At 69.8% G+C, this 18,763-nt stretch carries 18 protein-coding genes; 8 read left to right on the top strand and 10 right to left on the bottom strand.

Features of this window, described 5'->3' with window-relative positions:
* Positions 1–63 precede the first annotated feature (63 nt).
* Both ACIA8K_RS14000 and ACIA8K_RS13995 read right to left on the bottom strand, forming a co-directional pair.
* Positions 64–699 carry a hypothetical protein gene (locus ACIA8K_RS14000; protein WP_396058598.1) on the bottom strand — a complete coding sequence of 212 codons (636 nt, stop codon included), beginning with the start codon at positions 697–699 and terminating at the stop codon, positions 64–66.
* The gene (locus ACIA8K_RS13995; RefSeq protein ID WP_396058596.1) at positions 696–3,449 is read right to left on the bottom strand and encodes an FtsK/SpoIIIE domain-containing protein; all 2,754 of its coding nucleotides are present in this window, start codon (positions 3,447–3,449) and stop codon (positions 696–698) included. Before ACIA8K_RS13995 ends, ACIA8K_RS14000 begins: the two co-directional genes overlap by 4 nt.
* 175 nt (positions 3,450–3,624) lie before the next feature.
* Between ACIA8K_RS13995 and ACIA8K_RS13990 the strand changes: the two genes are divergently transcribed.
* Complete coding sequence (locus tag ACIA8K_RS13990; RefSeq protein WP_396058594.1) at positions 3,625–4,200, top strand: hypothetical protein; 576 nt, start codon at positions 3,625–3,627, stop codon at positions 4,198–4,200.
* Between the two features lie 2 nt (positions 4,201–4,202).
* On the opposite strand, the gene ACIA8K_RS13985 is transcribed toward ACIA8K_RS13990, so the two are convergent.
* The 7 genes from ACIA8K_RS13985 to ACIA8K_RS13955 are packed head-to-tail and all read right to left on the bottom strand — an operon-like array spanning position 4,203 to position 12,640.
* The gene (locus tag ACIA8K_RS13985) at positions 4,203–4,808 is read right to left on the bottom strand and encodes a hypothetical protein (RefSeq protein WP_396058592.1); all 606 of its coding nucleotides are present in this window, start codon (positions 4,806–4,808) and stop codon (positions 4,203–4,205) included.
* Positions 4,805–5,944 carry a M23 family metallopeptidase gene (locus tag ACIA8K_RS13980; protein WP_396058590.1) on the bottom strand — a complete coding sequence of 380 codons (1,140 nt, stop codon included), beginning with the start codon at positions 5,942–5,944 and terminating at the stop codon, positions 4,805–4,807. The genes ACIA8K_RS13985 and ACIA8K_RS13980 overlap by 4 nt, the downstream gene beginning before the upstream one ends.
* On the bottom strand, positions 5,941–6,498 hold the full coding sequence (locus ACIA8K_RS13975; protein WP_396058588.1) for a hypothetical protein: 558 nt from the start codon (positions 6,496–6,498) through the stop codon (positions 5,941–5,943). Before ACIA8K_RS13975 ends, ACIA8K_RS13980 begins: the two co-directional genes overlap by 4 nt.
* Before the next feature lie 11 nt (positions 6,499–6,509).
* The gene (locus ACIA8K_RS13970) at positions 6,510–8,447 is read right to left on the bottom strand and encodes an MFS transporter (protein ID WP_396058586.1); all 1,938 of its coding nucleotides are present in this window, start codon (positions 8,445–8,447) and stop codon (positions 6,510–6,512) included.
* 1 nt (position 8,448) lies between these two features.
* Positions 8,449–11,919, bottom strand: coding sequence for an ATP-binding protein (locus tag ACIA8K_RS13965; protein WP_396058585.1), 3,471 nt, complete (start codon positions 11,917–11,919; stop codon positions 8,449–8,451).
* 46 nt (positions 11,920–11,965) lie between these two features.
* Positions 11,966–12,328 (bottom strand): hypothetical protein, encoded by a 363-nt coding sequence (locus ACIA8K_RS13960; protein ID WP_396058583.1) that lies wholly within the window; start codon positions 12,326–12,328, stop codon positions 11,966–11,968.
* A 15-nt stretch (positions 12,329–12,343) separates the two neighbouring features.
* Positions 12,344–12,640: a hypothetical protein gene (locus ACIA8K_RS13955; protein WP_396058581.1), complete on the bottom strand. Its 297-nt coding sequence runs from the start codon at positions 12,638–12,640 to the stop codon at positions 12,344–12,346.
* 443 nt (positions 12,641–13,083) lie between these two features.
* On the opposite strand from ACIA8K_RS13955, the gene folP reads away from it, so the two are divergent.
* From folP to ACIA8K_RS13920, 7 genes are all read left to right on the top strand, one after another.
* Complete coding sequence (gene folP, locus ACIA8K_RS13950; RefSeq protein ID WP_396059212.1) at positions 13,084–13,893, top strand: dihydropteroate synthase; 810 nt, start codon at positions 13,084–13,086, stop codon at positions 13,891–13,893.
* Positions 13,890–14,267, top strand: a complete 378-nt coding sequence (gene folB, locus ACIA8K_RS13945; protein WP_396058579.1) for a dihydroneopterin aldolase — start codon at positions 13,890–13,892, stop codon at positions 14,265–14,267. The genes folP and folB overlap by 4 nt, the downstream gene beginning before the upstream one ends.
* Complete coding sequence (gene folK, locus ACIA8K_RS13940; RefSeq protein ID WP_396058577.1) at positions 14,264–14,785, top strand: 2-amino-4-hydroxy-6-hydroxymethyldihydropteridine diphosphokinase; 522 nt, start codon at positions 14,264–14,266, stop codon at positions 14,783–14,785. Before folB ends, folK begins: the two co-directional genes overlap by 4 nt.
* A 210-nt stretch (positions 14,786–14,995) precedes the next feature.
* Complete coding sequence (locus tag ACIA8K_RS13935) at positions 14,996–15,451, top strand: DUF3180 domain-containing protein (protein WP_396059210.1); 456 nt, start codon at positions 14,996–14,998, stop codon at positions 15,449–15,451.
* A gap of 152 nt (positions 15,452–15,603) precedes the next feature.
* Positions 15,604–16,821 (top strand): ABC transporter permease, encoded by a 1,218-nt coding sequence (locus ACIA8K_RS13930; protein ID WP_396058575.1) that lies wholly within the window; start codon positions 15,604–15,606, stop codon positions 16,819–16,821.
* Positions 16,822–16,855: 34 nt separating this feature from the next.
* Positions 16,856–17,185, top strand: a complete 330-nt coding sequence (locus ACIA8K_RS13925) for a hypothetical protein (protein WP_396058573.1) — start codon at positions 16,856–16,858, stop codon at positions 17,183–17,185.
* Between the two features lie 58 nt (positions 17,186–17,243).
* Positions 17,244–17,738 (top strand): hypothetical protein, encoded by a 495-nt coding sequence (locus tag ACIA8K_RS13920; RefSeq protein ID WP_396058571.1) that lies wholly within the window; start codon positions 17,244–17,246, stop codon positions 17,736–17,738.
* A 41-nt stretch (positions 17,739–17,779) separates the two neighbouring features.
* On the opposite strand, the gene ACIA8K_RS13915 is transcribed toward ACIA8K_RS13920, so the two are convergent.
* Positions 17,780–18,763 carry an ABC transporter ATP-binding protein gene (locus ACIA8K_RS13915; RefSeq protein ID WP_396058569.1) on the bottom strand — a complete coding sequence of 328 codons (984 nt, stop codon included), beginning with the start codon at positions 18,761–18,763 and terminating at the stop codon, positions 17,780–17,782.

Below are 18,763 nucleotides of genomic sequence, written 5' to 3'. Positions count from 1 at the left end.
GCGTTCGCGGCGTGCGGCCGGGCGGTGCCTGGGCCACGCCGCGGGCCGTGACACCCGGTCGGTCTACCGCATCAAGGCGATGACGCCGACGCCGACGCAGGTCAGGACGCTCGGCGCGGCACAGATCAACACACCGAGCACGGGGGTACGGTCCGGGCGGCCGTCCTCCCCGCGCGGGAACGCCTGGCCGATCGCGGCCCAGCCCAGCGCGAACGCCAGCACCGGCAGCGTCACGCCGAAGAGCAGCGCGAACGCGGGCAGTGCCTCCGGGCTCGCGGTCGTGTACAGCGCCAACTGGATCACCAGCACGGCCGCGGCCAGCGCGCCGTAGACCACCAGGTTGCGTACCCACACCGGGGTCTGCGGCGTGTCCCGGCGGGCCGGTGCGGGCAGCCTCGCCTCCGCGGCCTCCACCGTGGCGCGCGCGCGTTGCAGCGCGGACCGTATCGCGGCCGGTCCCTCACCCATCGTCACCGACACCGACGTGACCTCGTCAAGCGTCGGGATCAGTGCGGACTCCTCCGCGCCCAGCTCGCGCAGCCGGGTGCGCTGGGTGACCAGGCGGGCGCGGACCACGGCCAGCTCGTCATGGGCCGCGCGGACCGGGCGGTCCAGACCCGCGGCGACCGTGGCGTCCCGGCGGGCGACGTCGAGCTCGCGGGCGGCCTCCAGGTAGGCGGCCCAGGCGTCGTCTGTCACGTCTCCCTCGCCTCCGCCGGGCGGGCCGACCTGGGGGTGGGGAGGAGGTGGTCCGCCCGCTTCTGCTCGGTGCGTGCCGCTTCCGTGTGGGTGGGCTCGGTGTGGACAGACTCCGTGCGGGCCAGAGCTGCGCGTGTCGGCTCTACGGGTGCCGAGTCGGTGAGTTCTGGTTCCGTGGGTGCTGGTTCGGTGCGTGTCGGTTCCGTGCGTGCTGGCGTGCGAGCCGATTCCGTGCGCGATGGTTCCGTGCGGGCTGGTTCCGTGCGGGCTGATTCCGTGCGGAAGGGGATGAATGGTGTGGTGGTGCTGGTGCGGTGGTCGTGGAGGAGCGCGCCGGAGTGCTGAGGAGCGCCGCCGACAAGTGACTCGACGTCGTCGGCCGGAAGATCCAGGAGAACCAGGCCGGCGATCTCCGCCGCGGCGGTGCTCAGGTCACCGGTCAGCCGGTGCGTGCCGCGCCACCACGACAGCAGATGCACGCCGCGGGCCGGACCGGTGCGAAGCAACCGGGTCAGACGGTCCGGCGGAAGCGTCACCCTGTCTCCCGCGTCCAGGCCGAAAACCACCAGGTACGCGGGATCGTCCAGCTCCAGCGCCTTTGTCAGGCCCGCCGCGTCCAACTGCTCCACCTCGTGCCGGCGGGCCAGCGCGGTCGTCAACGCGTCCGCATGCGGCTCCGCGTCCGCGATCAGCGTGCAGACCAGGAAACGGGCGGTGCCAGGCGCGTGATGTGCGGAGATGCTGCGGGTGGCGGCATGAAGCAGGTCCGGGGCCTGCGGGTCGGCACCGATGATCGCCAGGTGCCGGCCGGGCGCGGCATCAAGCGGGAACGCCACCGGCGGCGGCGGACCCGACGCGTTCCTGGCCGACATCGGACGGCCGAGCAGGACGGCCGGCGGCGTCTCCTCCTCGGTACGACGCGGGCGTGGCGGTGCGGCGTTGAGGCGGCTGTGGAGGTCGCTGAGCGTCGTTCGATCCGCGTCCGGGCTGGGGAAGCGGACAAGTCTCTCGTGGCCTCTGGTGGCGTTCCGCGGCCCGCCCAGACCGCCGGCCGTGTTCACCACGGCCGTGCCGATCGGCAGGCTCTGCGCGGACTCGTTCGTCGGCTCCAGCACGTCGCCACCGCCGGGCAACGCGATCCGTACCGTCCACTGGGCGAACAGGCCGTCCCGCTCGTGCATCGCCGGGAACGCGCGCGGCGAGCGCGTGGTCAGAACCAGGTGGACGCCGCACGAACGGGCGCCCCGGGAAATCGCGGTGAGCTGGGTCAGCAACTCCGGATCGTCGCGCAGCAACGGCACGAACTCGTCGATCACGCACACGATGCGGGGAAGCGGCCCGGTCGCGGCCACCGCCGCACGCAACTCGGCGAAGCGGGTGGTGCCGTGCCGGGCGGCGAGCGCGGCACGGCGGTCCACCTCACCGGCGAGGTGACGCAGAACCTGAGCGGCGTCCTTCTCCAAGCTCCTCAGATGCGGCGCGGACGTCGTACCCCGGGAAGGGTCGGTGCTCTTGATCGGTGATTGCCGGGCTCGGGTATGCGGGATGAACAAGGCCAGGTCGTCGGGGGAGTAGCGGGCGGTCAGGCCGGCGAGCGCGGCGATCAGGAACGCGGACTTGCCCGCCCCCCGGCGGCCGCCGATCAGCCAGTGCGGCGCCAGATCGTTCAGCTGGACCGTGACCGTGCGTTCACCGTCCCGCCCGACCACCGTGGCCAGACCGTCGGTGGCGTCCTCAGTCCACAGCTCGGCCGGGAGCAGATCGCGCAGAGACGGGCGCTCGAACGAGAGAAGACCGGCGGCCAGACGGCGGCAGACCGCGGCCAGCATCTCCGCCGGCGGATCACCGTCCAGCAGGACCGGCGAGTTCAAACCCACGTCGTTGGGCTGCGCGGCGAACGAGTCACCGGGCGGATCGCCGACTATGGCGTAGGCCTCGCGAAGCGTGACCGGGGTGCTGAGCGGCAGCGGCTGCGCCGGAATGCCGGTGGCCAGCGCGGGCGGCGGCCAGCCGGCGACCAGCAGATGCAGCCCGGCCTCGGGACCGAGCGCGGCCAACTCGCGGAAACGAAGCAGATCCACCGGCTCGGCCGCTGCCGGGAACGCGGCGACGACCAGCAGGAAGAGTCGCTTCTCCGCCTTGCGCTCCTCCTTCCGCGGCTCGCGCTTGCGGTGATCCGGTGACGTCGTGCGCAGGCGGATCCACTGCTCCGCCTCGGTCAGGATCGTGCGCAGCCCCTCCGGATCCGTGGCCGGCGGCGGCATCAGGCCCGCATCCGCCAGCAGAGAAAACGGGGCGAAGACGGCGTCGTCGGCGCCGTCCACGGTGCGCACAAGCAGCGAACCCGGCGCGGTGGTCGCCAGCAGACGCAGCAGGACCGCACGCAGCAGCGCCGCCGTACGCGGGTCGCGGGCGTCCGCGTCGACAGTCAGATGACCGGTGCCGGCCAGCGGCACCACAGTCGGAAAACCCGCCTCCGGCAACGGGCGCGCCGTACCCACCCGGACAAACGACGGCACCCGCGGCGGCGAATCCGGAGGGACCTGGCCGGTCGCCAGATTCGCCCCCAGCCAGCCCGGGGCGAGCACGCCGGCAGCCCGGGACAGACGCTCCGCCAGACTCCGCTGCGCCTGCAGATCGGCCGGCGCCGGCGTCAGCGCGTGCAGACCCGCGTCCGCAGCCGCCAGCACCGCCGCGGCCTGCCTGTGCAGGGTGGCGGCCCGGCTGACGTCCGTCTCGTCGTCGGCCATGCGCTCACCTCCCTACGGACACAGACCGTATCCCAGAACAGGGGGAAAACCGGCATGTCGCGGTCGGCCGGGTGACGAACCGCCCTCGTTGCACCAGGGATCACCCGATCGGCGTGTCGTACGGGGTCCTGGATGGAGGGTTGGGCGGTGTTGCGGGGGTGGATAGGGTCGAGGGGTGGAGCAGAACCAGCCGGAAGAGCAGAGCACGCCGGAACAGCCACCGGTCGTGCCGAGCGTGCCGGGGGCGCCGGGGGCGGACTCGCCGGGGAGGGCTGCGGGGGAGCCGGTGAAGCGGCGGCGGTCCTGGAAAGTGGTGCTGCTGGTGGTGGCGTCGGTGATGGGAGTGCTTTGCTCGGGAACGGTGGGGTACGGGTTGTGGTGGTACAACCAGGAGACCAAGCCGGACCGCAGCGCACCCGATGTGGTGGTTGACAACTACCTTAGGGCGCTTCTAGTCGAAAACAATTCGATCCAAGCATCGCAGTATTCGTGTTCAGATCCGCAGGATTTATCCGCAATCGAAGCTCTAAGAACCGACATTCTCGATCGAGAAGAAAGGTTTGGGGCAGACTTCCAAATTACCTGGGGAAGTCTTGCGGAGTCGGGTACGGGTTCAAGTCGGCAGGTGTCAGTGGACATCCGGCTGTCCGCAGTTGTGGACGGATTTCCCCAAAGCGACATACAGTCTTGGCGATTTGCTGTTCTTGACCAAGACGAATGGCGTGTTTGTGGCTCTCAAATGGTAAGCTAAGATTACTCAAGCCATGCCAGGTGGACCGGGACCTCCATGGTTTTGGGGAGTTGGCCGGTCCAGGCCCAGCGGTACCAGTCCAGTTCGGCGGCTACTCGCAGGCAGATGTCGCCCTCGGCGTTGTTGTACAGCTCGGTGACCGATCGCAGGTCGCGTCGCTCCACGCCGTCGACCATCTGCACCACCCTTCGCCCCAGCACGCTAGGCGAGTCGATGACCGCCACCGGATCCCGGTGGGCCGGAGTATCAAGCGAAACGAGCCGGGACAACAGGTCACGTGGCGAGTCCGAGGCCGGCGCCGACCCGATAGTCTCGATCCAGACCCGCTCCTGTGGCACGAGCGGCGCGAACACCTCGATCTGCTCCGCCTCCGCCCGATACCACTCCTGCTCCTGCATGATCGGCACGTAGGTCCGGCTGCCCTGCACGACGCGCTCGTCCGCACGCAGGTCGGCACGCCAGCCCAGGCCGGGCAACCCGGTGATCACCCGCCGTCCTCGCAGGTCACCGCCGCCGGTGGCCGGCATCGGCACGATCGCGCGTGGCGGACGCGGCGCCCAGTCTGGCTGACCGGCGAACGGGTCCTCAGGTAACGGCTCGCGGCTCACTGGCCGCCGTCCAGAGAGGCGCCCTTGTCCTTCATGAACGGCACCGGGTTGACCGAGCCGGACGTCGACCGGTCGTTGTTCATGTGCACCTCGAAGTGCAGGTGCGGACCGGACGAGTTACCGCTGGTACCGACCCGCCCGATGACCTGCCCGGCTTTCACCATGTCGCCTACCTTCGCAGACGGCCGCTCCACCATGTGGCAGTACCGGGTCATGACGTTGCCGGCGTGCTGCACCTCCACGAACCAGCCACAGCCGAGCTTGCCGGGGTAACCGTCCACGTTGCAGCTCGCGCCGGAACGGTCGTTGTCGCAGGCGGCGACCGTGACGATTCCGCTTGATGCGGCCCAGATCGGCGCGCCTCTCGCAATGATCAGGTCAACACCGTCGTGGTCCGGGCGTTCCGGTGTGCGGAAGCCGGATCCGACCAGTGCCTTTACCGGGATGGTCCAGCCCGAGGCCGCGATCTCGCCCGCGGTCGTGCAGCGCAGTTCCTTGCCGACCCGGATCGCACGTGCGGCGCCGTTGGCCAGCATGTTGACGAGCTGGGTGGCGATCGGCTCATGCTTCGCGTACGCGTCCGGATAGGCGCTGATCTGCACTGCCTGCGCCGCCTGGGTGAGCGACATGCTCTCCCAGCCGGGCACTTTGACCAGCTTTTCGTAGAACTTCGTGGAGGCGTACTCCACGTTCTGCAGCTGGTCCGGCGTGCCCCAGCCCATGCTGGCGCGCTGCTGGAAGATGCCGAGCGAGTCGTGGTCGTTCCGGGCGCCCAGGTTGCCGAGGTTGGAGAGGCGGGACTCCTGCATCGCGGTGGCGATAGCGATGACCCAGCCGCGCGGCGACACGCCCATCTTCGAGCCCACGTTGATGATGACCGCCGCGTTCTGCACCTGGACCTTGCTGTACGCGCCGACGTTCGGAAGGTTGCCGGTCGCGCTCACCGGGCCACCCTCGCCGCAGCCGGAGGCGCTCAACTTCATCGTGTCATCCTCGACCCCGCCCAGGCCGCCGAGGAAGAACGCGCTGACCGTACCGCCGCAGCAGAGCAGCGTCAGTGTCGCGGTGAGCGCCACCGCCAGCGCGATGCGCCGTATTCGCAGCTTGGGCCGGGGCACACCGTCGTAGTCGCTCATGCTCGCTCCCAATCGACGCTGTCCACCAGCCACCGCCCGTCCGGCGCCACCAACGTGAGCCGGAGCGTGCCGGAGTCCACCGTGACCGTCACATCCGCCACGCTGTCCGCGTACGGCACCACGACCGGCTCACCTGTCAGCCGGTCGGCCGGGACGCTCACCGGGTCTACGCCCTTCAGCTTCTCCGCCAGCGACTTCGTGGCATGCGGCAGCAGCCGGCCGTACCAGGTCGCCGCGGAGACGTTCTGGTGATCCACCCACGCCGCCGCGAACGCATAACCGACCGCGTCCGGCACCGCGCCGCCCGGACTCGTCGACGGCGTCGCCGGCGTCAGCGAGGAGACCGGCCCGTCGTAGTTGAAACTCGGATCGACGGACGGCCCGGCGACCGTGGAATCACCACCGGAGGTCACGGTCGGCCCACGATCCGTCGCGTTCCCGGAGAAGCCGCGGGCGACCCCCACAATGAGCAGCACGATCGCGAACAACACGATCGCCACCCCGGCCCGGGACCGCAGCAGGCGCTTGACGATCAGGTCGAGGAACCGGCGCACCCGTTCTCACCTCACCTGGCTTCGGCACGCACTCGCGGCGTCTGCGGCGCGGTGGTGGTCGTCTTTTCCGTCTCCGGCCGATAGATCGCGTACGACGCGGGTGCGTCCGTCACGTCCGGTTCCGTCCATTGTGCAGGGCGGCGCGTGCGACGAGGGGTTGAGCCTCCGCCGTCGCCGCCGGCCACGGCCGGCTCGACGTCGGGCGCGTGTTCGGCTCCGTCCGGGCGGGTGCGCACCTGCGGCGCGCTCGTGGTCTCCGCGCGCGGGCTTGCGTGCACGGGATCCTCCAGGCGGGCTTCCGGCCGCACGTTGATCTGTTCCACCGTGACGTCGCGCTGTTTGATCCGACGGCTGCCCCGATCGTCATCGTCGACGCCGATCCGCGAGGCTTCGCGCAGATCTCGGAAGACCCGCCGCGACCAGGAATCGGCTGCCGCATTGTTCTTGCCGCCCATCTGGGTGATCCGCCGGTACGGCCGCAACAGCATCCAGCCGACCACGCCCGACAAGAACACCAACACTACTTGAAGCCAGCCCGGCAACGTTGTTGTGTTCATGATGAGGTCGACGGCGAACAAATAGACCGCAGCGCCGGTGCCAAAGATCGCAATGTTGAAGACAGCCGCAACGACAGCGTTCGCAAGTCTCCGCAAACCCTCGCCGGCTGGTTGTAATAGGCCTACAGTGCCGAGGATGGGAGCCGCGATCACAGCCCAACGGAAGATCAGGAAACCGAGTAATACTAGAACTGCGGCAGTGATATCAAAAAGTGCGAACAGGAGAGCGGCCAGCATTGCAATAAACCCTGCACCGATTCTATCCATTCCCTTTTTGCCTTGGAGATAAGTGTAGGCCTCGGTGTCTTCAGCCTTGATCTGTTCCGCTACTTTCATCCACTGCCGATTTTTGGCTGCGATAGTCGCATCGCGCGTCGATGGGTTGGTGCGGATCTTCTCCAACTCTTCCCATCGGAGTGCGTGGGCATCGTAAAGGGCCTCGCCGTACTTCTTCGCCGTATCGGATTCGGCCGAACCCAGAACTCCTCTGAGCCAGTTCCGGTAGAGCATAGACTCCGTGACGGTATCGCTGGATCTAACCGCCGGTGGCCGCTTATCCACGCAAGCGTCTGGATTGGGCATGGCGCACTTCTCTGGCGGAATATCGTCCTTCGCAGGTCCGATGGCATTGTGGACGACGCTCAGAGTGGTGACGAGCGTAGAGTCGGCCAGATTCGCCGACTTTACTGGCCATGCCGCGATGGCGGTGACGGCTACCATTACGAGCAGTGCCCACCCGGCTGTCGTCATAGTGTTGCTCATATCAGACTGTCGGGAACGCCAGAGGAGATAGAGGCCGACCACGCTCAATGTTATAGCGCCGAATACACTAAAAACTTTCTTGTAGATCGACTTCGTGGCTTGATCAACTAATGGATCGGCCCAGCTCCACATTGTCTTCGGATCCCAGGCTCGCTCGCGGAGTGCGTTCGAAGCGCCTATAATCGCTGTCGCGATCATAAATTCACCGTTTGCGACAGTGGTCTCGAATCGATACTCGGGAGCGATTATAGTTGATGCGCATCCGCCTTCAATGTCATATGTGGCGAAATTGTACCCTGCATGCCCGTAGTTGCTATAAAATCCAGAGGGACCAAGCTGTTTTGAGGATTCCGGCCGACTGGCGAACCATCCCGCAAGTCCAGCATCGGGAGCTTCGGGATCAGGGGCTTTCAAGCACTGTGCTCGTTCGCTCGCGACCTCCCCCAACATATCAACGCAGGGTCGGAAGTTTGCCTGCCACTCATCCGTGCTGCAGAGGTCTCCTGGCGCCGCGGCCGACGATGCCACCGCTGCCTGTGCCGGAGACGTAAACGGCCAACTCACCGTCCCCATCGCCAGCACCATCAACGCCAGCACCACCGCTCCGACCCGCCCCGCCCGCCGCCCCATCTCAAGCCTCCACATCGCCGGCGAGGTCAAGCGCACCGCTGACAGCCGGCGCGGCCGCTGCCGGTGTTGTGTCGAGGTAGTCGAGGAGGCCCTCGACGTAGCTCACGTCGACCCGCACCTTCTGCACCCGCCCGTCCACATCACGCATGACGAATTCCCGGAAGCCCAACCGCGTGGACGACGTCGTATCCACGTTCGACAACGATGCCAGCGTCGCCTCGTATCCGTCGTTGACCGGCACCCGGAGGAGTCGCAACGCCTCGGACGCGATCTCCTGGTCCTCGGCGATGCGGCCGACGAAGACTGTGGAGACGAGGTTCTGCACGTCGAGCCCGAGGATGTCCTTGGGGTTCTGGGAGGCGACAAGCGCGGACAGGTTCCACTTACGCGAGTCGCGGGCGAGCCGGACCAGGAAGGAGCGTCCGGAGCGCCAGCCCTCCATGAAGTGGGCCTCGTCCAGGCCGACCATCTTGCGGGTGGACATCGACCCGCCGTAGCTGCGCCGGACGGCGAGCCGGTGCGCGGTGTGCAGCATCGGCAGCGCCAGTGACTCCTCGGCCGACCAGTACTCCCGCTCGATCTTCAGGTCCGGCAGGCGCAGCCCGGCCATGGTGATGACGGTGAGCGCGGCGTCGGCGCCGAGCGCGTCGGGTGGCGGGGAGCCGAAGAAGAGCAGTGCGAGCGGCATCTCGGCGGTGTCGAGGAGCAGGTTGGCCAGCTCTTTGCCGTCGTCGTTGTCGAGTTGGGAGAGTGTCTGGACGACGTGGTCGAGCGTGGACGTCTCTTCCGCGGGGACCTGCCGGACCGCGTGCCGCAGCAGTGTGGCGGTGGAGGCCTGGCGGGCGACCTGCGGCGGGACCAGCATCGAGCAGATGTCCTGGACCAGCATGCGGCGTTCGGCGCGGGCGTTGGAGACGGAGATCTCGAACTCGCGGTCACCGGCGGCGCCGGGGGCGAACTCGGCCCGTTTCGGGGTGGGGATCAGCGCGTACGGCGCCAGCGTTCCCTGCTCGGAGCCGGTCAGGTTCAGCACCCGCGAGTACGGCCGCAGTTCCGGCATCGCGCACAGCCGGGCGAGCGGCCCGGACGGGTCGAGCAGCGTGACCTGTACGCCGCGCCGGGCGGCGAGGTAGCCGAGCGCGCCCATCAGCGTGGACTTTCCACCGCCGGGTTCGGCGACGAAGACGGCGAGTCCGGAGCGTTCCCGGATCTCCATCGGGAAGTGCAGGTCGAGGAAGACCGGGCGGCGGCAGGTGCCTGCGGTACGCCCGATCAGGTCGCCGCGCCGGTCACCGACGGTGGACGCGGCCTGCGGGAGCGCGGCGGCGAGCAGCCGGACCGGCATGCGCCGGACGTATCCGGTGTTCGCGATCGGCTCGCCGGGGATGAACTCGCGGGCCAGCCAGTCCTGGTTCTTCGGGTGTTGCAGCGAGATCCGCAGTTCGCGTGAGTACATCTGGATCAGGCGCCGGGCCCTCTCCAGGCACTCCTCGCGGGTGCGCCCGCTGACCGCGAGCCGGTGCCAGCCGTGCGCGCGGGCGGACTCGACGGGCAGGCCGGTGGTCATCTCGTCGCCGATGTGAAGCGCCCGCTTGGCGAGTCGTTCCAGCTCCGGCGGGGCGTCGATGCCGTGCTCCGCGTAGTCGAGCTGCTGCGAGCGGATCATGCGGAGCCGGTGCTCGAGGTTCCGGAAGGAGTCGTTCGGCCCGAGGATGTCGATGCGCGAGGAGAGTTCCATCGGCCAGGGCAGCCGCTCGTGGAAGTGCATCCACGGCTCGTGCCGTTCCGGGATCTCCAGCGGCTCCATCCGGCCGACGGAGAGCACGGCGACGTGCCGTTCCTCGCCGGTCATCCGGTTGACGAGCTTCACTGTGGAGCCGTACGGCGTCCGGTACCGCTCGATCTGTTCGGTGAGTGCGAGCATGTCGCCGCGCTCCCACTGCCCGTTGGTGATCGGGGAGAGCGGCCCGGGCGGCGACATGCCGAGCGCGATCGACCGGTACAGCAGCCATTCCAGCTCGCCGGGCGTGACCTGCCGACCGCGCATGCCGAACGCGTTGAGTACCTCGTCGAACTGCTCGACCGTGCGCCCGAGCTTCTTCCGCTCGCCCTCGGCGACGCCGCGGCCGAACATCCGCAGGATCCGCTCGCTGAGCGAGTCGCCGAGCGAGCGCCGGGCGAACGTGACACCCAGGTAGGTCTGGCCCTCGGAGTGGTTTACCGACATCAGGTGCCGCTGCGCGGAGACCAGGTGGTCGGACCAGGAGGTGCCGCCGGGCACGTCGGGCAGCGGCCGCAGCGTGTTGCTGTCCACGTTGCGCGCCCACTCGTCGGCCGGGAACGGCCGGTTGGTGCGCCGCAGGTGCAGCCGGAACCCGGCCAGGCCGGCGTACTGCTCGGAGATGGCGGAGAGCAGCGCCTCCCGCTCGGCGTCCGGCCGGAACGCCCAGCGCACCTCGGGCAGCCAGTACCAGGCGGTCACCGTGTTCGGCGTGAACGTCAGGTGCCCGGCGATCTCGGTGATCGCCAGCTCGACGGAGGCGTCGCGGTCGTTGAACTTCTTCGGCGCCCGGGCCGGGATGACGAGCTGCTGCTTCTTGTCCTTGGCGGGCTTGCGCGCAGGACGGCGGTCACCCTGCCGGACCGCGGGCAGATTGGGTGCCTCCGCGGGAGCGGCGCCGAGCGCGGCGGGGGCAGGACCAGGCGGCAGCGCCGCCTCAAGGCCATGAGCCGGGGGTACGGGTACGCGCGTGCCCACCTCGGTGTGCACCTGCGGGATCGGGGGCGGCGGTGGCAGCGGCGGCAACGGCCGTGCCGGGCGCCCGGTCGTGCTGCCGCGACCGGAGGGTGGACGCCCTCCGCCGCTGCTTCCGGTCTGCCGCTCCCGGGTGGGGGCGGGCGGGGCCGCGGACGCGCGCCGGTCACGGGTCTGCCAGCGTCCGGCCGCATGCTGTGGGGTGCCGGGCTTCCCGCCGTCGGGGCGTGCGGACGCGCTCGGCGAGCCGACCCCGGCCGGCTCGGGCCGTGCGGTCGGCGGCATGGCCTGCGCGGGCGGCGTCGCCTGCGCGGGCGGTGTCATCTGCGCGGGCGGTGTCATCTGCACGGGTGGCGTGATGTGCGCGGGCGGCGAGATCTGGGCGGGTGGCGCCGGGACCGCGGCCGGTGACTGCGCGGCGGGCGCGGGTTGTGCGGCCGGCACGTGTGTGGCCGCCTCGCCGGGCGCGCCTCCGAAGAGGTCGAGGAAGGGCGAGTCGATGTCGGCATTGTCGCCGCCGCGGGTCATTGCGGGCCGGCCTCTCACGGGTTGGGGTGCCTGGAAGCGTGCGACGGACCCGTGCCCCGGGTTGGTGGCGAAGCCGGACTCGGCGGCAAGATCCGGCTCATCGTAGCCGTGAGGCTGCTTACCGTTACCGACGTTGCCGTTGTGATCTGCGGCCGGGCGCGCTGAGCCCGGCTGGGACGACCGCGTCATGCGCTCGCCCCGCCAGAGGGCGTGCGTCGCGGGTTGGGGAACATCGTCATACCAGCTCCTCCCGAACGCGGATGCGGGCGGCCACGAGGCGGGGGTCCCGCTGCTCGACGGCCGGCTCGCGGGTACGGCGCCAGTCGGTCAGCGCGGTGCGGATGACGACCCGGGCCGGCCGGTCCGGGTCGACGTAGCGGAAGATCAGCGAGGTGGTGACCATGGCCAGCGCGATCTCCCACGCCGGGAACACCTCGACCTGGAACGACACCAGCCAGTGCAGGAACATGAAGAGCGGCACCAGCAGGACGAAGACGCCGTACTGCGCGTACGGCAGGTGGATGGGGAGCGTGTACCCCGGCGGGCCGAGGTAGACGAGCCTCGCCCGGTAGATGTCGTCGTCAGTCCGCAGTCTCATGTTCCGCCCCGCGGCTTACTCGAAGATCAGGTTGATCAGGTAATCGCCCAGGAGGAACATCGTCGCGGCGCCCGCGATGAAGGCGAGGCCCACGATGGCGATTGCGGAGCTGGTCAGCACCTTCGAGATCTCGCCCTTGCTCGCGCGGCCGATGAAGATGACGCCGAGCGCAGCCAGCAGGATCGGAGCGATCTTGGTGGCAAAGAAGGTGAGGATGCCGTCGGTGTTGATGCCGGGATCTTCCTCGGCGGCGATGGACGAGACGTTGGCGAGCAAGTCGAGCGTGTGCGTGACGAGCTCTGTGGCGATCATTGGAGAACCTCCCCGGTCCGCGGCCGGCTGTGGGGTGCCGCGGAACAGCAGTTGTCAAGCCTTGTGACGGTCGTTCCTTGAGGGAGCGATGGGCGGCGTTCCGCTCAACGTTTCAGGGTCTCCCTCGTGGGTGACTTGGGCGTTTTAAGTATCTTGCCCCGACTCCTCAAGATTCGACGTCTGAATGCTGCGCAATTGCAAAGCGTACGGCTCGTCACGGTCCCGAACAAGCTTCCAGGTCCGTTACCCGTGGTGCGCACGTGATTGAACGTGAGTCACTGTTATAGCACATGTGTTCGAGGAAAATCCGGACAAGATCCATCTTTCCGCCCGGCGCTTCGCAGCCCGATGGTATGCCGGAACCGGTGCCTGCGGGTGCCTAACCGCCTGGTCGATACCGTCTACCCGTGACTGATCTGCGTACCCTCCCGGGCCCGGTCGTGATGGGGATCTTGAACGTCACCCCGGACTCGTTCTCCGACGGCGGCCGGTACGCCGACCGTGACGCCGCGGTCGCCCACGGCATCGAGATGCGCGCCGATGGAGCGCACCTGGTCGACGTGGGCGGCGAGTCCACCCGCCCGGGCGCCGCCAGGGTGGACGCCGCGGAGGAGTCACGGCGGGTGCTTCCGGTGATCCGCGCGCTCTCCGCCGCAGGCGTGCCGGTGACCATCGACACCACCCGCGCGACAGTGGCCGCCGACGCGATCGAGGCCGGGGCGGTGGCGGTGAACGACGTCTCCGGCGGGCTCGCGGATTCCGATATGGCCACAGTGGTCGCGGCCGCGGGCGTACCGTGGATCCTGATGCACTGGCGCGGGCACTCGCAGCGGATGCAGCAGCTCGCGGTCTACCACGACGTCGTCGCTGAGGTCCGGGCCGAGCTGTCGCAGCGGGTGGACGCCGCGCTTGCCGCGGGGGTGTCCGCTGACCGGATCATCATCGATCCCGGGCTCGGCTTCGCCAAGGGCGCGGAGCACAACTGGACGCTCACCCGGCACCTCGGCGACCTGCTCTCGCTCGGGTTCCCACTGCTCTTCGCGGCCAGCCGCAAGTCCTACCTGGGCAGCCTGCTGGCCGGCCCGGACGGCACGCCACGGCCGGCCGGCGGGCAGCGCGACGCGGCGACGGCGGCGACAAGCGTGCTCGCGGTCGCGGCCGGCGCCTGGGGAGTGCGCGTCCACCAGGTCCGGGACACCGCTGACGCGCTCGCGGTGTGGAGCGCGACCGGACGGCCGGGGCTGAGCCGATGAACGCCGAACCGGCGAAAGACGTGATCACGCTGCGCGGCCTGCGGGTACGCGGCAACCACGGCGTCTACGACTTCGAGCGTGCGGAAGGGCAGGACTTCCTGATCGACGTGGTGCTGGAGCTGGACCTGTCCCGCGCGGCCGCCTCCGACGAGGTCACGGACACCGTCCACTACGGCGAGCTGGCCGAACGGCTGGTCGCGATCACGGCCGGCGAGCCGGTGAACCTGATCGAGACGCTGGCCGGCCGGCTTGTCGCCACCTGCCTGGCAGACACCCGGGTGGCGGCCGCGACCGTCACCGTGCACAAACCGCAGGCCCCGATCCCGCACGAGTTCGCGGACGTCTCGGTCACGCTGCGCCGGAGCCGGCCGTGACCCGCGCGCTGCTCTCGATCGGCGGCAACCTCGGTGATCGGCTCGCGCATCTGCGCGCCGCCGTGGCCGGACTCGGCGACGATGTGCTTGTGGTCTCCGGCGTCTACGAGACGCCGCCGTGGGGCGACGCGGACCAGCCGTCCTACCTGAACGCCGCGGTCATGGTCGCGGCGCCGGACAAGGGCCCGCGGGACTGGCTGGAGACCGCCTGGCGGCTGGAGGCGGAGTCGGGCCGGACCCGTGATCCGGACCGCCGCTTCGGCCCGCGCACACTGGACGTGGACGTCATCGTGGTCTGGGATGACGCCGGCACGCCGATCGTGGACGGCGACCCGGAGTTGACGCTGCCGCACCCGCGCGCCCACCTGCGCGCGTTCGTGCTGCGCCCCTGGATCGACATCGACCCGTTCGGCGCCGTACCAGGTCACGGCGCTCTGGATCTGCTGCTCCGGGAGGGGCCGGCCGCGGCTGACGTCGGGGCGATCGAACCCAGGGCCGACCTGGACCTCGCGCCTTGAACGGGGTGATGACGGGGCTGCGGCGTGGCCCGGCCCGCACGGCGCGGACACCCACATACGACACGCCGGTACGGGGTCGCCCGCGCCGCACACCCGGCCGACACCTGAGCCTCGGCTCGCTCCGGCCCGCACCCCGATCCAGGCGCTAGAGTTCTCAAGGTGAGCGAGCGCAGCGAGCAGGCCCCCAACCCGGCGCCCACACCGCCGACCCTGGGCCCGACTCGGGCCTCCACCCTGGCGGTCGCCGCGCTGGCGGCGGCCGCGGTCGGGTGGTTGCTGATCAGTGGCCTCTACTACGGCGAGAACGGCCTCGCCATCCCGTGGCTGCCGACCGCGATCATCGCCACGCTGGCCGTGCTCGAGGCCTATCTGGCGTGGAACACCAGGTCCCGGATCGAGCGCCGGCCCGGCCACGACCCGGTCGAGCCGCTTGTGGTGGTCCGGTTCGTGGTGCTGGCCAAGGCGTCCTCGCTGGCCGGTGCGATCTTCGCCGGGTTCAGCGGCGCGATGCTGGTCTGGCTGGCGATCGAGACGACCAAGGCGGCGGCGGAGGACCGGCCGTCCGCGGCGAGCGGCCTGATCGCGTCGGTGGCGCTGATCGCGGCCGCGCTCTGGCTGGAGCGCGCCTGCCGGGTGCCGGACCGGCCGGACGACGAGAAACCGTGAAAACCCTTGACCTGACCCCCTGAGACAGCGATGGGGGTGACGGCCGAGCCGCCGCGCGGGTACGGTGCGTCCGAACGGCCCGCCGCGGCGTGACCGACGTGACAACGCTGGCACGGGCGGGGTGCTGCCGTCATCCACAGGAGGCGCGCGAGATGGCGTACGACGAGGCGGCCTACCGGCAGCGCGGGGGCTACACCCAGCCCGAGCAGGTGTACCGGCCGGAGGGAAGCCACCGGCGGGACGATGCTCAGGCGGAGCAGTACGCCGAGCCCGCCTACGTGGCGCCGCCGACGCTTGACGACGCGTTCGACGATCCCCGGCACGGCGAGGTCGGCCGGGACAGGATGGCCGTCCACTTCCTCTGGGAACTGGTGCTGCTGCTGGCCGCCGCCGGCCTGGCCTACCTTCTCTACTCCGGGCAGCAGGACGCCGTCACCGGCGCCGCGCTGGACAAGCTGCTTGTGCAGGGCGCCGGCCTGGGACTGCTCGCGCTGGGTGCCGGCGCCACGCTTCGCACCGCCGCGCCGAACCTGGCGATCGGCCCGGTCGCGGTCGCGTCCGCGCTGCACTTCGCGGAGAACGGTGATCTCGGCGTGCTCGAGGCGGCCGGCGTGGCCGTGGTGATCGGCCTGCTCGGCGGCCTGATCCTGGCGTTCGTCGTGGTCGGCTTCCACGTGCCCGGCTGGGCGGCGAGCCTGGCCGCGGCGCTTGGCGTGATCGTCTACATCCAGATGCGCTCCGGCCCGGTGAACCTGCAGGGTGACTACGAGCCGACCCGGCATGCGATCTACCTGTTCGGCGGCTTCGCCGGGATCGCGGTCATCGCCGGGCTGCTCGGCCTGATCAAGAACGTCCGGCGGACGGTGGGCCGGTTCCGGCCGGTCGGCGACCCGGCTGACCGGCGCGGTGTGGGTGGCGCGGTGGTGACCGGGCTCGCGATCACGTTCTCCTCGGTCGCCGCGGTGGTGGCCGGCGTGCTGCTCGCCGCGGGGAACGATGTGCCGGTGCTGCCGTCCGTGGGCCTGGAGTGGACCGGGCTCGCGCTCGGCGCGGCGCTTGTCGGCGGCACCTCCGCGTACGGCCGGCGCGGTGGCGTCTTCGGGACCGTGTTCGCCGTGGCCATCCTGGTTCTCTTCCTCCGCTACCAGGAGTTGGAGAACTGGGACATCTCGACGTACGCGACGGCCGCGGTGGCGGTCGGCGGCGGCCTGGTGGTCACGCGTCTGGTCGAGACGTTCGGCCGTCCCGCGCCCGCGCCGGACACTCGATGGACCGAGCCCCCGTCCGCGACGGCCTGGCAGGCGCCCGAGCCGGAGCCGTCCCCGGCCCCGCGTGCCGATCCGTGGGACAGCACCCGCTGGGGATCCTGAGCCGCGGGACCGTGGTCCGGATAGGCTCGCTGGCATGACCGGAGCATCTGCCGAGACCGGGGCCGGCGTCAGCGCGGACCACCCCAGGTTCGCCGAACTGGACGCGTTGCCGACCGAGGAGCTGCGCCAGCGGGCTTTCACGCTCGCCCGTGAGCAGCATGATCTGAAGTTCTTCTGGTCGATCGTGGAGCACCTGCCGCACGCGGACGACGCCGCCGAGCGTGATGACGGCCTGAGCTCGATCGGGCCGACAGTCGATCACGCGGTAGCGCTGTGGCGGGAGTTCACCGGCCACACCACGTACGGCGAGAACGAGCCGATTCTGCGCGCAGCATTCATCGACTACCTGCTCAAAAACGGCTAAAGCGACGTATAGGTCTGCGTGGTTTGACTGAGGCCTGCCGCTGGGAATCTACGGCGGCATGGCTCTCACCAATCGTTATAAATCAGCAACCGGTGCGGGAACCGTCGCCGCGCTCATACTCGTCCTGGTCTTCGGCAGCCCGTGGTACGCCAACTGGGCCGTCGCCAACACGAACGCCGGCACGGCCGGTGGCTGGTTCCTCCAGCTGCTGGCCTGGCCGCGCTGGTACCTGGACAGCGACGACTCGATCCAGACCATCCTGGCCGCCGATCTGAAGGCGATCCTGGTCGTCGCGTTCACCGCGCTCTTCCTCTACCTGCTCCCCGGCTCGCAGCTGGCCCGCGCCCGCGGCACGCTCAGCCAGTTCTTCGCGGGCTGGGCGTCCTACGTGTTCGCCGGCGCGTTCGCCGCGCTGATCACCACGCTGATCCAGTCCAACCCGTCGCTGCTCGGCGCGTTCAGGGCGGCCGGTGACGGTGCCACCTACGGCTTCTTCGTCGGCTGGATCATCGGCCTGGCCACGCTCGGCAGCTGGCGCGGCACCCGCAGCTGAGACCTCCGGCCGGGCTCAGGACATGAGCCCGGCCGGATCCCTCAGACGTCGGTGAGCAGCCGGTCGCGGGTCAGCACGCCGACCTCGCGCCCGTCCGAAACGATCCGCACCCGGTCCGTGCCGGCGCCGAGCATCCGGGCCAGCACGTCGTAGAGCGTGGAGCCGAGGTCCGCGTCCGGGAGCCCGTTCGCCGCGCCGGCCGGCTCCAGCATGTCCTCGCTGACCCGGGTCACTGACAGCCGCCGGATCGCCCGGTCCGTGCCCACGAACTCGCGGACGAAGTCCGACGCCGGGCTGCCGAGCAGCTCGGCCGGGGCCGCGAACTGCTCCAGGTGACCGCCCTCGGAGAGCACAGCGATCCGGTCGCCGAGCCGGACCGCCTCGTCCAGATCGTGCGTGACAAGCACGATCGTCTTGCGGACCTCGGCCTGCAGGCGCAGGAACTCCTCCTGGAGCCGGGCCCGGACGATCGGGTCGACCGCGGAGAACGGCTCGTCCATCAGCAGCACCACCGGGTCGGCCGCGAGCGCACGGGCCACGCCCACCCGCTGCCGCTGACCGCCGGAGAGCTCCTTCGGATACCGGCCGCCGTAGACGGACGGGTCCAGGCCGACCAGCTCGAGCAGCTCGTCCGCGCGCGACCGCACCCGCGCTTTGGACCAACCGAGCAGCGTGGGTACGGTGCCGACGTTGGTCCGGATGGTCTGGTGCGGGAACAGGCCGACGTTCTGGATCACGTACCCGATCCGGCGGCGCAGGTGGACCGGGTCGAGCTTGGTCACGTCCTCGCCGTCGATCAGCAGACGCCCGCCGGTCGGCTCAATCAGCCGGTTGATCATCCGCAGTACTGTCGACTTGCCGCACCCGGACGGCCCGATCAACACCGCCAGCTCGCCGGCCCGCACCTCCAGGCTCAGCTCACGGACCGCCTGCGTACCGTCGTCGAATCGTTTGCTGACCTGTTCGAGCGTGATAGTGGCGGCCTTCTGTCCGGCGGTGTCGCCGCCAGTCACGGTAGGTTCCAC

Source organism: Catenuloplanes sp. NPDC051500 (assembly GCF_044454585.1).
Taxonomy (GTDB): Bacteria; Actinomycetota; Actinomycetes; order Mycobacteriales; family Micromonosporaceae; genus Catenuloplanes.
Note: the sequence above shows the minus strand (reverse complement) of the source record. Positions and strands in the feature narration are given on the sequence as shown.

Coding starts and splice junctions, on each gene's coding strand:
- ACIA8K_RS13920 (WP_396058571.1), top strand. CDS start 17,244: ATGGCTCTCACCAATCGTTATAAATCAGCAACCGGTGCGGGAACCGTC.
- ACIA8K_RS13980 (WP_396058590.1), bottom strand. CDS start 5,944: ATGAGCGACTACGACGGTGTGCCCCGGCCCAAGCTGCGAATACGGCGC.
- ACIA8K_RS13955 (WP_396058581.1), bottom strand. CDS start 12,640: ATGATCGCCACAGAGCTCGTCACGCACACGCTCGACTTGCTCGCCAAC.
- folB (WP_396058579.1), top strand. CDS start 13,890: ATGAACGCCGAACCGGCGAAAGACGTGATCACGCTGCGCGGCCTGCGG.
- ACIA8K_RS13960 (WP_396058583.1), bottom strand. CDS start 12,328: ATGAGACTGCGGACTGACGACGACATCTACCGGGCGAGGCTCGTCTAC.
- ACIA8K_RS13970 (WP_396058586.1), bottom strand. CDS start 8,447: ATGGGGCGGCGGGCGGGGCGGGTCGGAGCGGTGGTGCTGGCGTTGATG.
- ACIA8K_RS13925 (WP_396058573.1), top strand. CDS start 16,856: ATGACCGGAGCATCTGCCGAGACCGGGGCCGGCGTCAGCGCGGACCAC.
- ACIA8K_RS13930 (WP_396058575.1), top strand. CDS start 15,604: ATGGCGTACGACGAGGCGGCCTACCGGCAGCGCGGGGGCTACACCCAG.
- folP (WP_396059212.1), top strand. CDS start 13,084: ATGGGGATCTTGAACGTCACCCCGGACTCGTTCTCCGACGGCGGCCGG.
- ACIA8K_RS13965 (WP_396058585.1), bottom strand. CDS start 11,919: ATGACGCGGTCGTCCCAGCCGGGCTCAGCGCGCCCGGCCGCAGATCAC.
- ACIA8K_RS13995 (WP_396058596.1), bottom strand. CDS start 3,449: ATGGCCGACGACGAGACGGACGTCAGCCGGGCCGCCACCCTGCACAGG.